The sequence below is a fragment of the Streptomyces sp. NPDC048172 genome (assembly GCF_043202595.1).
Taxonomy (GTDB): Bacteria; Actinomycetota; Actinomycetes; order Streptomycetales; family Streptomycetaceae; genus Streptomyces.
In genome coordinates this window covers 531,547-544,274 of sequence record NZ_JBIDAT010000002.1, presented here as the reverse complement: position 1 = coordinate 544,274, position 12,728 = coordinate 531,547, and the positions used below count along the sequence as shown (strand labels likewise).

Here is a 12,728-nt window from a genome sequence, read left to right as displayed (position 1 = left end):
CCGTCAGTCGAACCAGCCGGCGTCAGCCGACGTTGCTGAACACCACGGTGTAGGTGACCGTGTTGTTCGTGGTCTCGTTCGACTGGTCGACGACGGCACCGTTGCCGTTGACGGTCGCGTTGTTCGCGTTGTTGGTGTTGTTGCCGTCGCCCTCGGCGTTCTGCGCCTGGACGCTGGAGCTCGACTGCGAGTTCGAGGCAGAGCCGTCGTCCGCGAAAGAGCCGTTGTCAGCGTTCGCCACGCCGCCGAGGACGGCGAAGGCCAGCGGGACGGAAGCGGCCGCTGCGATGACGCGGGCGGTGCGGATGCGTGCCATTTTCATTCCTCCAGGAACCGTAAGTGCCGTGTTTCGTAAGGCAGTTGGCCGTACTGCCTCGGTGTCGCTACGACGTCGCGGAACCAGAGTTGCCCACCGAATCCCCGGCGAACCACCCCGACCGGCATGATTCGCTCGCAAGCATGACGACGTGTCGATAAACCCCCTACACGCCCGCGATCCCCCCACAGCTCCCGTTTCACCGCAGGGGTCGCCCTTGCCCCGCAAGCGGTAAAGCGTTCCTGCATCTTTTCGGCCAAATTCACGTGCATGGCCGGTCCGGGCCAATCCACCCCTCCCGCCCACTTTTCGACCCCGAACTCGCGTACGAAGCTGACGGCATGAGCATTGCCGCTCTCGACCACGCGCTGGCCGCCGCCAGCCGCGGGCTGCCCGTGCTGCCGCTCTCCCGGACCAAGCTTCCGGCCGTACGTTCGCCTCACCGCGCACGGGAGACAGCGAGCGCCACTCCAGGCTCCCCCGCACCCCCCGACGAGCCGCTCTGCCAGGGCGAGTGCGGGCTCCCCGGCCACGGGGTCCACGACGCCACCACCGACCCCGACGCCATCCGCGCCCTCTTCGCCGCCGCGCCCTGGGCCACCGGCTACGGCATCGCCTGCGGCAGGCCCGCCCTCCACCTCGTCGGGCTCGACCTCGACGTGAAGAACGGCACGGACTCGCTCGCGGCGCTGGAACGCCTCGCCGTCGAGCGGGGGTTCACCATCCCCGAGACGACCACCGTGCTCACGCCCAGCGGCGGACGGCACCTGTGGCTGCGCGGGCCGAGCGACGTCACGATCCCCAACTCCGCCGGCCGCCTCGCGCCCGGCATCGACATACGCGGCCTCGGCGGCTATCTCGTCGGCCCCGGCTCGGTGACCGTACGCGGCACGTACCGCCTCGCCCCCGGCTCCCGTACGCGCGCGCCCGCCGCCGTCCCCTCCCGGCTGCTCCCGCTGCTGCTGCCCCCGCCGCCCGCGCCGCGCCCGTTCCCGCAAGGGGACGGGGACGACGGCCGGGTACGGGGCGGCGCCGCGCTCGTCCACTTCGTACGCGGCGCCCGCGTCGGCCAGCGCAACGCGCGCCTGTTCTGGGCGGCGTGCCGCGCGTACGAGACGGGGCGCGGCTCCGAACTGGCGGACGCCCTGGTCCAGGCCGCCGTCGCGACGGGGCTGCCGCCGCGGGAGGCCCGCGCCACGCTGACCTCGGCCTCCCACCGCGCGGCCCGCCTCAGCCCCCGTTCCGGCTGACTCCTCCGGGGTCGACGTTCCACGTACGCGGCAGGTCCGCGCCGCAGAAGACGCAGACGAAGTCGCCCTCGCGCACGATGGCCCGTTCCTTGCAGTCGGGGCAGCGGCGGAACACCACCTCGTGCGTGAAGCCGTCCGGACGTCCGAGCCCCGCGCGGTCCAGCGCCGCGGCGACCGCGTGCCACGTGCTCACGTCCGGGCAGTAGCCGGTCGACTGGTTGCTGACCTCGCTCACCGTCCACCGCGACCGGCGCCCCTCCTCGCGCGCGAAGGCGATCTCACCCGCGCCCAGCACCGGCTCACCGCCCGCGCACGCCACATGCTCGCTGCGGCGCGGGGCCAGCCGCAGCGTCCCCTCCGTGCCGACCACGAACGTGAACGGCTCGGTCAGTTCGGCCGCCGTACGTTCCCCGGCCCATGCCTCGAAGTCGGCCGCCGAGCCGATCCGCCGACCGCCCTCGTCCGGCCGGACGGCGGCGCGCAGTTCGGGCGGTCCCACGTACCGATAGCTCCGTGCCGCGCGTTCGCCGTCGTCCCTCATCCGGGAGAAACTAGCCCACCTTCGGCGGCTGCCAGTCCGGGTCGCGGCCGCCGAGACCCACCACCTGGTCCAGCAGGGGCGCGTCCGCCGCGACCGGAACGGGCGTCCCGAACAGCCCCCCGCCCTCCCCGTCCCCGTCTCCGTCCTCGCGCCCCTCCGCGTCCCCGTCTCCGTCCCCGGTCAGGTCCGCGGGCTGGGAGAGCAGGGCCTGGACCGCCCGCAGGCTCGCCTCGTCGCTGGTGAAGTCCTGGCCCGTGGCGCGGGCGAGGTCCCAGCCGTGCAGGACCAGTTCGTCGAGCGCGATCAGCCCGGCGACCTCGCCGGGGAGGTCCACGCCGCCCGCCCGCGTCATGCCGGTCCAGGCGTCCGGGGCGCGCCACGCCTCGGCGAGCGCGTCGAGCTCGCGCGGCAGCCGGTCCCGCCAGTCCGCTTCGAGGGGGCGGATGCCGCCCTCCCCCGGGTCGGTGTCCGTCGTCGGCCCGAGGTCCTTGCGTGCCGCGTCCCGGAACGCGACCGACAGGTCTCCCACGTGCCGGAGCAGGTGCCGTACCGCGTACTCCTCGCACGGCGTCGGATCGTCCAGCGCCTCGTTCCGGACCCCGCGCACGAGCGTGGCCATCGCGCGCGCGGCCGACCGCAGATCCACGGTGGGTACGGTCGTGTGCGTCGTGTCTGCCATGACCAAATGCCTCCGTCCCCGAACCCTCGCGGGCTCTTCTCTCCGTACAGACCGGACGGACGTACGAAACTCATCGGCGACGGCCCCGTGGATGTCGGCCGGTCACCTTCCAGGCAGCGACCTGCGCAGATACTCCGCCGTGTGCGAGTCGCCCTCGCGCGCCATCCGCTCGGGCGTCCCCGCGAAGACGACCCGGCCGCCGTGCGCGCCCGCCTCGGGGCCGATGTCGACGATCCAGTCCGCGCGTTTGATCACGTCGAGGTCGTGCTCGACGACGACCACCGTGCTGCCGTCGTCGACCAGCCGGTCGAGCAGCGTGAGCAGGGTGTCGATGTCGGCCATGTGCAGCCCGGTGGTGGGCTCGTCGAAGACGTACACCCCGCCCTGCGGCCCGCTCCTCCCGCCTCCGTCCCGGAGGTGGTTCGCGAGCTTGATGCGCTGCCGTTCGCCGCAGGACAGCAGCGACAGGGGGCGGCCGAGCGTGAGATAGCCGAGACCCACCTCGTTCAGGGGTACGAGTCCGCGGCGAATGGCCGGATCCGCGCCCAGCGGCCCGCTCTCCACCACCGCCAGGGCCTCCTCGACGGTCAGCTCCAGCAGATCCGCGACGTTCAGCCCGCCGATCCGGTGCTCCAGCACCTCCGCGCGGTACCGCCGCCCCTCGCACACCTCGCACACGGTCGTCACCGGCTCCAGGAAGGCCATGTCCATGGTGAGGACGCCCCGCCCCTGGCACTCCGGGCAGCCGCCCTTGGAGTTGAAGCTGAACATCCCCGGATCGACGCCGTGCTCCCGGGCGTAGGCGCGCCGCACCGGGTCCCAGACACGGGTGTACGAGGCCGGGGTCGAACGCGGCGAGATCCCGACGGCCGACTGGTCGAGAACGATCGCCTCCGGATACGTCTCGGCGAACACCCCCGAGACCAGCGTGCTCTTGCCGGACCCCGCCACCCCCGTGACCGCCGTGAGCACCCCGGCCGGGAAGTCGACCGCGATGCCCCGCAGGTTGTGCCGCGTGGCGTCCCGTACGGGCAGCGCCCCCGACGGCGTACGGACCTCCGCGTCCGTCTTGAGCGGGGGCAGCGCCCGGTAGCGGCGCCCGGTCGCCGTGTCGGCCTCGGCGAGCTCCGCGACCGTACCGGCGAACACGATGTCGCCCCCGTGCGCACCGGCCCCCGGGCCCATGTCGACGACATGGTCGGCGACGGCGATGACGTCCCGGTCGTGCTCGACGACCAGCACCGTGTTGCCCTTGTCGCGCAGGGCGAGCATCAGCGCGTTGAGCCGGTCCACGTCACGGGCGTGCAGCCCGACGCTGGGCTCGTCGAAGACGTACGTCATGCCCGTGAGGCTGCTGCCCAGGTGGCGCACGGTCTTGAGGCGCTGACCCTCGCCCCCGGACAGCGTCTTGGTGGGGCGGTCCAGGGTGAGATAGCCGAGGCCGACCGACTCGACGCGGCGCAGCGCGGTGAGCGCGGCGCCGAGCACGGGCCGCGCGGAACCGGGGAGCGGGGCGGCCTCCAGCACGCGGATGAGCGCGCGGACCTCCAGCCCGCACAGATCAGCGATGCTGTACCCCGCCGACCCGCCCGACCCGGCCGCCCCGCCCGCTCCACCCTCCCCTCCGATACGGGAGGCGAGGGCGCGCTCGTTCAACCGCGCGCCGCCGCAACGCGCGCACGCCTGCTCGGAGACAACGCCCTGGGCGAGCCCCCGCTCACGCTCGTTCAACGATTCCAGTCCGGGCTTGAGGAAGCGGCGCGTGAAGCGGGGCACGACGCCCTCGAAGTCGTTGACGGCGGCGGAGCCGTCCCGGTGGGGCCGCCGCGTCTGGAACCCGTGACCGTGAAGCAGCAGTTCACGCTCCTCCGGCGCGTACGCGCGCAGCGGCTTGTCCGGGTCGAAGACGAGCGGGCCAGGCGGCAGATCCAGCGGCTCGCCCTTCTCGTACCGGCTGATCTCGGCGTACCGCTTCCAGTAGTTGGTGCCGACGGCGAACGAGGGATGCCGGATCGCCCCCTCGTTCAGCGAACGGTCCTCGTCCAGCAGCTTCCCCAGATCGAGCTGGAGCGTCCGCCCGAGCCCCTCGCAGTCCGGGCACATGCCCTGCGGATCGTTGAACGAGTAGACGTGGGAGAGCCCGGCGCTCGGCTCCCCGTACCGCGAGAACAGCACCCGCAGCACCGGGTGGACCTCCGTCATCGTCCCCACGGTCGAGCGCGAGCCGCCGCCGACGGGCTTCTGGTCGACGATGATCGCCGGCGCCAGGTTCTCCATGAACTCGAACTTCGGCCGCTCGTACTGCGGCATGCGGTTCCGCACGAACAGCGGGTACACCTCGTTCAGCTGCCGCTGCGACTCCACCGCGAGCGTCCCGAACACCAGCGACGACTTCCCCGACCCCGACACCCCGGTCACCACGGTCAGCCGCCCCACGGGGATCCGGACCGTGACGCCCTTCAGATTGTTCTCCCGTGCTCCACTGACCACGATGTACTCGCCCGGCACCCGTCGCACTCCCTCCGCTCTGCGTACGGGCACCACTGTGCAGGGAAAACCAGACACCCCCTGTCTGGATTTCGCGTGACCCCGTACATCCCCGTACGGTCGCGTCGTGACCGCCGTCATAGCCGCAATGATCACCGCAGTCGTGGGCGTCCTGGGCACTCTCTTCGCGCCCTTCCTCTCCCACCGGATGGCCGCCCGGCAACGGAGCGAGGAGGCGCGCGAGGCCGACCGCGTGCGCCGCTTCGAGGAGCGCCGCGCCTCGTACACGGCGATGAACCGCGCCTCGCGCCAGTTCAGCACGCTGCTCAAGGACGCCCTCCACCGCCTCCGCGACGGCGTCTACACCGACCAGGAACGCACGGCCCTGGAAGAGGCCCGCCTCGACTACCGCGACCGCTACGCCGAGGCCCAGATGATCGTCCCCGAACGCGTCCTGGAGGCGTCCCGCGCGGTCAACCGCGTCCTGGCCTCGACCGACGGCGCCGTAAAACGCCTGGACCGCGGCCACCCCCACCCCGACGAAACCCCATCCGCCCTCCTCCAGACCCTCACCACGGAAGGCGACCCCCTCCTGGCCGCCATGCGCCACCTCATGCGAGAGGACCTGGGCATCGACGACTGAGCGCGGCAGCTCGGACGCGGCTGAGCCAGGAGGGCACGACGGTGCGTCAGGCGCGAGCCGTGTGGACCGAGGTGCCGTACGTCTTGCCGTTCTTCCACAGAGTGAACCGGAAGTACACCTTGGTGCCTTCCTTGATGTTGTAGTTCTTCGTCACGCTGTGCTTGTAGTCGCCCAGGTCGTATGAGTCGAAGTACTCCTTCTTGCCCTTCGTCCACCACATGGAGGCACTCATGTGCCACCCGTCCTTCTTCTTGTCGGTGATCTTGAACTTGTCACCCTTGTGGTAGAAGGTCATCGAAGCGCGCTTGTCCTTGATGGACTCGGACGTGCCCGCGACGGAGGGGGAAGCGCCGACGCCGAGCATGGTGAGTGCGGCGACACCGGCAGCGACGGCCTTGACGGCCGCATTGCGAAACTTCACGCGATCTACTCCTGAACTGTGTGGCCCTGTACGCAAGGTGAAAGCCGGCCGCACCGCCCCAAAGGCCATGCCCTGCCCCGCCGGAATGTTCTCGGCTGCCGTGAGGAATCGGCACTCCCACGGATTCACCTGCGCCGGAATGCCCAGCAAGCTTGCTTGCGCCCAGAAGCCCGATCAAGAGGCCTCTTCTTATCCCTGCGATCACTCCGGGCTATCGATGACCAGCCCCGAAGAACACACCTCACCCCTGAACGCGGCGCCCCCCCGAACGCCGAAGGGCCGCCCCTCTGCGAGGGGCGGCCCTTGAGAACCTGCTAGGTCTCTTGCTCCGGCGGAGGCGGTGGGATTTGAACCCACGGTGACATCGCTGCCACGACGGTTTTCAAGACCGTTCCCTTCGGCCGCTCGGGCACACCTCCCCGCGTCGTCCCTGGGGACGGCGCGGGGACAGCCTAGCGTGTGGTGGCCTGCGGGGACGAAGGACTACTGGTCGCCCTTGCGGGAGCCCAGGGTGACGTCGGTCGTGCGTTCCTTGCCGTCGCGCTCGTAGGTGATCTTGACCTTTTCGCCCGGCTTGTGGGTCCAGATCGTGCCGATGAGGGTCTGGCCGCTGTCGATCGCCGTGTCGTTGAGCTTGGTGATGACGTCGCCCGCCTTGAGGCCCGCCTTGTCCGCGGGGCCGTCCGACGTGACGGCGTCCTGGCCCTCGCCCTGGCCCGAGCGGGAGATGGCGGCGCCGTTCCCGTTGCCCGCGCCCGTGTCGACCGTGGCTCCTATCACCGGGTAGACCGGCTGACCCGTCTTGATGAGCTGGCCCGCGACGCGCTGGGCCTGGTTGACCGGGATGGCGAAGCCGAGGCCGACGCTGCCGGACTGGCCTCCGCCGCCCATGCCGCCCTCGCCCCCGCCGCCCGGCTGGATGGCGGAGTTGACGCCGACGACCGCGCCCTGCGCGTTCAGCAGCGGGCCGCCGGAGTTGCCCGGGTTGATGGACGCGTCCGTCTGGAGCGCGCTCATGTACGAGGCGCTGGCGCCCTGGCCGTCGCTGGAGGCGACGGGGCGGTTCTTGGCGCTGACGATGCCGGTGGTGACCGTGCCGGACAGGCCGTACGGGGCGCCGATGGCGATGGTGGCGTCGCCGACCTCGACATCGGTGGAGTTCGCGAGGGGGATCGGGGTGAGCTTGCGGTCGTCCGCGCCCTTGAGCTTGAGGACGGCGATGTCGTACCCCTGGGCCTCGCCGACGACCTCCGCGTCGTACTTCTTGCCGTCGGAGAAGGTGGCCTTGAGCTGGCCGCCCCGCGCCCCGTTCGCCACGACGTGGTTGTTGGTGAGGATGTGGCCCTCCTTGTCGTAGACGAAGCCGGTGCCCGTGCCCTCCTCACCGCCTCCGGACGACTGGATGGTCACGACGCTGGGCAGCGCCTTCGCGGCTATCCCGGCCACCGACTTGGGCGACCGGTTCAGCGTCTTGGGGTCGGCGGACGAACTGATCGTCGTCGAGTCCCCGTTGGAGCTGCGGTCCGCCGCCCAGAAGCCGAGGCCGCCGCCGACACCGCCCGCGACGAGCGCGGCGACGACGATGGCAGCGACGAGGCCACCCCGCCGTCCGCCTCCGTTCGGAGCCGGTACGGGCGCGGAGGGCATGGCCCACGGGTCGTGCGGCGGGGGCGTCCCCGGACCGCCGGGGCCGCCCGGACCGCCCGGACCGCCGCCGTACGGAGGCGGCGGGGGAGGAGTGCCCGCGCCCCCGGCCGCCGCACCCGACGCGCCGTAACCCCAGCCGCCGCCGGAGGCGGGCGGGGGCGGGGGCGGCGGCTCGGAGGAGTGCTTGCTCAGGTCGGCGGCACCCTGGGGAGGCGAGGGCTGCGCGGGCTGGGGAGGCTGCGTGGGCTCGGCGGCCTGCACCGGCTGCACCTGCGTGGCCGGCTCCGACGGGGAAGGCCCGCCCGGCTCCTCCTGCCGCCGCAGCAGCGCCGTGTCCCCCTTCGCCGCATCTGAAGAAACCGCGTCAGAAGGAACGGCGTCAGAAGGAGCCGCATCGGACGGAGCCGGCTCGGACGGAGCCGCCTCGGCCGCGTCCGGTGAGGCCAGCGAGAAGTCTTCGTCCTCCGCGCGCGTCGAGGCGCCGGCCGACGGCGCTTCGTCGGCCGCCGGGGGCGTGGGATCGGGCCCCGCCGCAGGCGTCACGGCAGCGCCCTCGTTCTCGGTGCTCACAACTTTCTCCTCATCAGGTGCACGACATCGCAAGGACGGGGTGTTCATATATTTGGGTATCCACAGACAGCCTTTCCCATGACACGTCAGACGGACGTAAGCCGCCGTACGCGCCCACCCGCCCGACGCTTACGCCCCACCGACGGGCATCCGCTCCGGGCGGCCGGAAACGCCGCACGCTCCGATCAAGAGTAGGCCGGGCCCCCGGAGGACGCCCGTGGGCGGGGTCCAGCGGGCGGGACCAGCGGCCGGGACCAGCAGGCGGGGCCAGCGGCCGGGACCAGCGGGCGCGGGGCCGGCAAGCGGGGGTCAGTGGCACGATGACCCGGTGAGCTCTGAGATCGACACCGGCCCGCGCCCGTCCCCCGCGCGCCCCCTGTCCGTCATCGCCCACCGGGGCGCCTCCGTGGCGGCCCCCGAGCACACGCTGGCTGCGTACCGCAGGGCGATCGAGGAGGGAGCCGACGGTCTGGAGTGCGACGTACGGCTCACCGCCGACGGGCACCTCGTCTGCGTGCACGACCGCCGGGTCAACCGCACGTCCAACGGCCGCGGCGCCGTCTCCGCACTGGAGCTGGCCGATCTGGCGGCCCTCGACTTCGGCTCGTGGAAGGACCGCGACGCCGATCCCTACGAGTCGCCCGACACCGCCACCGACGTGGACACCCACGCCGACGACCCGGAGCGCACCTCCGTCCTCACCCTCGAACGGCTGCTCCAGCTCGTCGCCGAGGCCCCGCGCCCCGTCGAGCTGGCGATCGAGACCAAGCATCCGACCCGCTGGGCCGGCCAGGTCGAGCAGAAGCTGCTGGAGCTGCTCGACCGCCACCGGCTCACGACGCCCGTCCGGGTCATGAGCTTCTCCGCGCGCTCCCTGCACCGCGTACGGGCCGCGGCCCCGCACCTGCCCACCGTCTACCTGATGCAGCTCCTGCTCCCCCGCCACCGCGACGGGCGGCTGCCGCCGGGCGTACGGATCGCGGGGCCCAGCATGCGCATCCTGCGGGCCCATCCGGACTACGTGGACCGGGCCCACCAGGCGGGGAACCAGGTGCACGTATGGACGGTGGACGACCCCGCCGACGTCGAGCTGTGCGCCCGGCTCGGTGTGGACGCCGTCATCACCAACCGTCCCCGCCAGGTCCGCGCCCAGCTCGACGAACTGGGCTGACGCCGCCCGGCGGCCCCCTACCGGGTGTGCACCGGCGCATTCACCGCGTAGGGGAAGGTTGCGAATGCGTCAAGACAGGTGGGGTGGCCGGTTTCCTGCCCACTCACTTGGGGCATTCATCCCGTGGCGTGGGGCAAAGGAGGTCTCGGGGGTGGCGTTGGTGGTGGCACAGGAGGTGCCAACTTCGTCGACCATGACCGTGCCCCATGGGCCAGCGGGCGTGGGCGTGGCACGGCGCAGGATGCGCGAGGAGCTTCTCGCGAGCGGTGCGCCGGACGCCGTGGTCGATGACGCGGTTCTTATTCTTTCCGAGCTGCTCAGCAATGCGTACCGGCATGCCCGGCCGCTGCTGAACAGCCAATCCGTCAGAGCGTCCTGGAGCCGGGACGCGCAGGGCGAGCTGACCATCGCCGTCACGGACGGCGGCGGTCCCACTCGCCCTCTTCCGGCCACACCCTCCGTGAGCGCGCGGGGTGGCAGGGGGCTGGCCATCATCTCGGCGCTCGCGCGCGACTGGGGCGTCAGGTCCGGGTCGCCGGGCGAGGGCGTGACCGTATGGGCGCTGCTCCCCGCGAGCAGCGGCTTCAGCGACCGACTCGCCGCGAGCCTGCAGCTGGACCTCGCGTCCATCGACGAGCTGGCGTGACGCGGCTCGCGTAGAGAACGACGCGACGCTCGTAGAGAACGACGTGGCGCTCGTGCAGAGAACGACGCGGCTCGCGCGAAGCGCGTGAAGAGGCTCGGGTGAACGGGGCCTGTACGTACGAGGTTCGTACGTACAGGCCCCGTCGCGCACCTCGTGCAGGGCCCGCGCGAAGGGGCCCGTGGAGGGGCGCGCGCGGCGCGTTCCGGGGCGCTTCGGTCCGGGACCGCGCCCGTCGGGCCCCGGACAGCGACTAGGATCGCGGCCCCAACCACTGCCGCAGACCTGGAGTACCGCTCGTCATGGCAAAGAAGCGCCGACCTCAGACCCCGGCCGCGACGGCGAAGGGAAGCGAGGGAAGCTACCCCGTCGTCGGCGCGCGCCAGCCGTGCCCGTGCGGCTCGGGCCGCCGCTACAAGGCGTGCCACGGGCGGGCCGCCGCCCACGCCGTCACCGAGCTGGTGCGCCGTCCCTTCGAGGGCCTGCCCGGCGAGAGCGACTGGGTGGCGCTGCGCGAGCTGGTGCCCGCCGCGACGGTGCGGCTCACCCTCAAGGACGGCCTGCCGGACGACGTGCCGTCCGTGACGCTCGCGACGGTGCTCCCCATGGCCTGGCCCGCGCTGCGCCGCGACAACGGCGAGGTGCTGCTCGGCCTGCAGAACGACACCGCGTCGGGCGACCTCAGCCGCGACCTCGCGGGCACGCTCCAGCGCGCGCTCACCACGCAGCCCGGTTCGCCCGTCGAGGGGCAGCGTCCGGACCTGGACGGTCCGCGTCTCCAGGATCTGCTCGACCTCGACGCGCCGTTCGTGCCCGAGGTCCACAGCGGGTTCGAGTTCTGGCTCGACGGTACGGACAGCGCGGAGAAGCCCTCGGGAGAGGTCGCGGCGTCGCTCGAACGTGCCAATTCAGCCGCCATCCCGACGGCCCGCCTGGCGGCGGTCGAGGGCGCCTATTGGTGCGACGCGGGCGACAAGAACCATTTGCGCTGGGTCATGACGCACCCCGAGGAGCAGCTCCTCGACGCCCTCGCACGGCTGCACGCGGCGGGCGCCTCCTCACTCGGAGACGGTCCTTCCGCCGCCGGGGGCGAGGGGTCGCGCCTTGTCGGTTCGTTCCGGGCGCACGGCCTGACGGTGCCGGTGTGGGACCTTCCGGTCGGTATGACCTCGGAGGACTGCGAGAAGCCCGCCGCGGCGTTCGCCGAGCGGCTGGCCGAGGCGATGGCGGTCACGGCACCGCTCACGGCCGACGAACGCCGGGCGCGCAGCGGTCTCACCAACCGTCAGGTGACGCTCAGCTAGGGGATGTCGAGGAGAGCGGCGGGGGATTCGGCAACGGCCTTGCGAAGAAATCGTGACCGTGACTCGCGTCACACTGGGCGCCCAACTACCTGTACTCACAGGTAAATCCGCGTCCGGATCTGCACGATCGAATTTGCGAACAGCCGATCTCTTGTTACCGTTCTAGGAGCCCGGTCGCTGGTGCATCCCCCGTCGCCAGCGACCGGGTTCTTCTATGTCCGGGACAGGGGCCGCGAGTTGTCGCCCCCAGGACCGCCGGGAGCGCTCCCAGCGCGCAGCAGAAGCCGCTCCCCGTCCCGCGAGGCGACCTCCGCCACCGCCGTGGCCTCCTCGCCCTCCGTCACCGGCACGCGCGGCGTCTCGCACAGCCCCGGCTCGCCCGCCGCCGGCATCGCGCACCGCACCCGCGTCGCACGGCCGTCGGGGCGCATCAGCGTGAGGACCGTCGCCAACTCGCCGTTCGTGGCGTTCCTGTAGTACGCCCTGGCCCAGGTGGCGTCCCCCTGGGTCAACACGCAGGTCTGGGCCTCCACCCCTTCGGGGGACGTGATTTCGGGCCCGCAGACGGAGTTCGGTCGTCCTTCGTCCGCGAGCCGGCGCGAGAGCGTGCCACTCCCCTCGCCCGATTCCGGCCCCGAGGCGCCCCTCTGCTCCTGCCTCTGCCCCGGCTCCCGTTCCGGCTCCGGTCCTGTCTCCGGTCCGCCCTTGCCGTCCGTCGCGGGAGGGGACGCGGGCGCGGGCGCGTCCTGGCCCGCCGTGGCGGCCGCGAGCGGCAGCGCGACGGCGAGCGCGACCGTACTGGCGAGCGCGACCAGGCGGAGACGGGAAGCGCGCTGCGGCTGTTGCATGAAGGGGCACACCTGCGAATCGCTGAAGAGAGGTGGGGGGGACGGCGAGAGAGCGGAAACTGCGGACCGCGCTGGTCCGGTGAGGTGAACATATCGGGGAAAGGGGCTGCCGACGCCGCCCGGCCGCCCGTTTCCCGTACTCGCCCGACAGCTCCTACCCGTACGAGTGAAGCCCCGAGGACGCGCGGCCTTCAGCCCTGCGGAGGTC

At 72.1% G+C, this 12,728-nt stretch carries 12 protein-coding genes and 1 tRNA gene; 5 read left to right on the top strand and 8 right to left on the bottom strand.

What is annotated here, in order from left to right:
• Positions 1–22: 22 nt before the first annotated feature.
• Positions 23–316 carry a hypothetical protein gene (locus ACGF3A_RS11030; RefSeq protein ID WP_393728142.1) on the bottom strand — a complete coding sequence of 98 codons (294 nt, stop codon included), beginning with the start codon at positions 314–316 and terminating at the stop codon, positions 23–25.
• A gap of 341 nt (positions 317–657) precedes the next feature.
• Between ACGF3A_RS11030 and ACGF3A_RS11025 the strand changes: the two genes are divergently transcribed.
• Complete coding sequence (locus ACGF3A_RS11025; protein ID WP_393728140.1) at positions 658–1,566, top strand: bifunctional DNA primase/polymerase; 909 nt, start codon at positions 658–660, stop codon at positions 1,564–1,566.
• On the opposite strand, the gene ACGF3A_RS11020 is transcribed toward ACGF3A_RS11025, so the two are convergent.
• From ACGF3A_RS11020 to ACGF3A_RS11010, 3 genes are all read right to left on the bottom strand, one after another.
• Positions 1,547–2,107, bottom strand: coding sequence for a hypothetical protein (locus tag ACGF3A_RS11020; RefSeq protein WP_393728138.1), 561 nt, complete (start codon positions 2,105–2,107; stop codon positions 1,547–1,549). The genes ACGF3A_RS11025 and ACGF3A_RS11020 overlap by 20 nt on opposite strands.
• A 10-nt stretch (positions 2,108–2,117) precedes the next feature.
• Positions 2,118–2,786 carry a TIGR03086 family metal-binding protein gene (locus ACGF3A_RS11015; RefSeq protein ID WP_393728136.1) on the bottom strand — a complete coding sequence of 223 codons (669 nt, stop codon included), beginning with the start codon at positions 2,784–2,786 and terminating at the stop codon, positions 2,118–2,120.
• Positions 2,787–2,888: 102 nt separating this feature from the next.
• The gene (locus ACGF3A_RS11010; RefSeq protein ID WP_393728134.1) at positions 2,889–5,303 is read right to left on the bottom strand and encodes an excinuclease ABC subunit UvrA; all 2,415 of its coding nucleotides are present in this window, start codon (positions 5,301–5,303) and stop codon (positions 2,889–2,891) included.
• A gap of 97 nt (positions 5,304–5,400) precedes the next feature.
• Here ACGF3A_RS11010 and ACGF3A_RS11005 point away from each other — a divergent pair, with 97 nt between their 5' ends.
• On the top strand, positions 5,401–5,916 hold the full coding sequence (locus ACGF3A_RS11005; protein WP_393728132.1) for a hypothetical protein: 516 nt from the start codon (positions 5,401–5,403) through the stop codon (positions 5,914–5,916).
• A gap of 46 nt (positions 5,917–5,962) precedes the next feature.
• Here the strand turns inward: ACGF3A_RS11005 and ACGF3A_RS11000 are convergent, their stop codons facing one another.
• The 3 genes from ACGF3A_RS11000 to ACGF3A_RS10990 form a co-directional block, all read right to left on the bottom strand.
• Positions 5,963–6,337 (bottom strand): hypothetical protein, encoded by a 375-nt coding sequence (locus ACGF3A_RS11000; protein WP_393728130.1) that lies wholly within the window; start codon positions 6,335–6,337, stop codon positions 5,963–5,965.
• Positions 6,338–6,669: 332 nt separating this feature from the next.
• Positions 6,670–6,756: transfer RNA gene (locus ACGF3A_RS10995), tRNA-Ser, on the bottom strand.
• Positions 6,757–6,820: 64 nt separating this feature from the next.
• Positions 6,821–8,554 carry a S1C family serine protease gene (locus tag ACGF3A_RS10990; protein WP_393728128.1) on the bottom strand — a complete coding sequence of 578 codons (1,734 nt, stop codon included), beginning with the start codon at positions 8,552–8,554 and terminating at the stop codon, positions 6,821–6,823.
• A gap of 328 nt (positions 8,555–8,882) precedes the next feature.
• On the opposite strand from ACGF3A_RS10990, the gene ACGF3A_RS10985 reads away from it, so the two are divergent.
• From ACGF3A_RS10985 to ACGF3A_RS10975, 3 genes are all read left to right on the top strand, one after another.
• A complete protein-coding gene (locus ACGF3A_RS10985; RefSeq protein WP_393728126.1) occupies positions 8,883–9,725 on the top strand; it encodes a glycerophosphodiester phosphodiesterase family protein in 843 nt (280 codons plus the stop codon).
• A gap of 64 nt (positions 9,726–9,789) precedes the next feature.
• Positions 9,790–10,371, top strand: coding sequence for an ATP-binding protein (locus ACGF3A_RS10980; protein WP_393728124.1), 582 nt, complete (start codon positions 9,790–9,792; stop codon positions 10,369–10,371).
• Between the two features lie 299 nt (positions 10,372–10,670).
• A complete protein-coding gene (locus tag ACGF3A_RS10975; protein ID WP_393728122.1) occupies positions 10,671–11,672 on the top strand; it encodes a DUF5926 family protein in 1,002 nt (333 codons plus the stop codon).
• A gap of 212 nt (positions 11,673–11,884) precedes the next feature.
• On the opposite strand, the gene ACGF3A_RS10970 is transcribed toward ACGF3A_RS10975, so the two are convergent.
• Complete coding sequence (locus tag ACGF3A_RS10970; RefSeq protein ID WP_393728120.1) at positions 11,885–12,520, bottom strand: hypothetical protein; 636 nt, start codon at positions 12,518–12,520, stop codon at positions 11,885–11,887.
• Between the last annotated feature and the right edge of the window lie 208 nt (positions 12,521–12,728).

Excerpts from the sequence above, each read along its gene's own strand:
- ACGF3A_RS10975 (WP_393728122.1), top strand. The coding sequence starts at position 10,671 with ATGGCAAAGAAGCGCCGACCTCAGACCCCGGCCGCGACGGCGAAGGGA.
- ACGF3A_RS11025 (WP_393728140.1), top strand. The coding sequence starts at position 658 with ATGAGCATTGCCGCTCTCGACCACGCGCTGGCCGCCGCCAGCCGCGGG.
- ACGF3A_RS11015 (WP_393728136.1), bottom strand. The coding sequence starts at position 2,786 with ATGGCAGACACGACGCACACGACCGTACCCACCGTGGATCTGCGGTCG.
- ACGF3A_RS11030 (WP_393728142.1), bottom strand. The coding sequence starts at position 316 with ATGGCACGCATCCGCACCGCCCGCGTCATCGCAGCGGCCGCTTCCGTC.
- ACGF3A_RS10970 (WP_393728120.1), bottom strand. The coding sequence starts at position 12,520 with ATGCAACAGCCGCAGCGCGCTTCCCGTCTCCGCCTGGTCGCGCTCGCC.
- ACGF3A_RS11020 (WP_393728138.1), bottom strand. The coding sequence starts at position 2,107 with ATGAGGGACGACGGCGAACGCGCGGCACGGAGCTATCGGTACGTGGGA.
- ACGF3A_RS10980 (WP_393728124.1), top strand. The coding sequence starts at position 9,790 with ATGCGTCAAGACAGGTGGGGTGGCCGGTTTCCTGCCCACTCACTTGGG.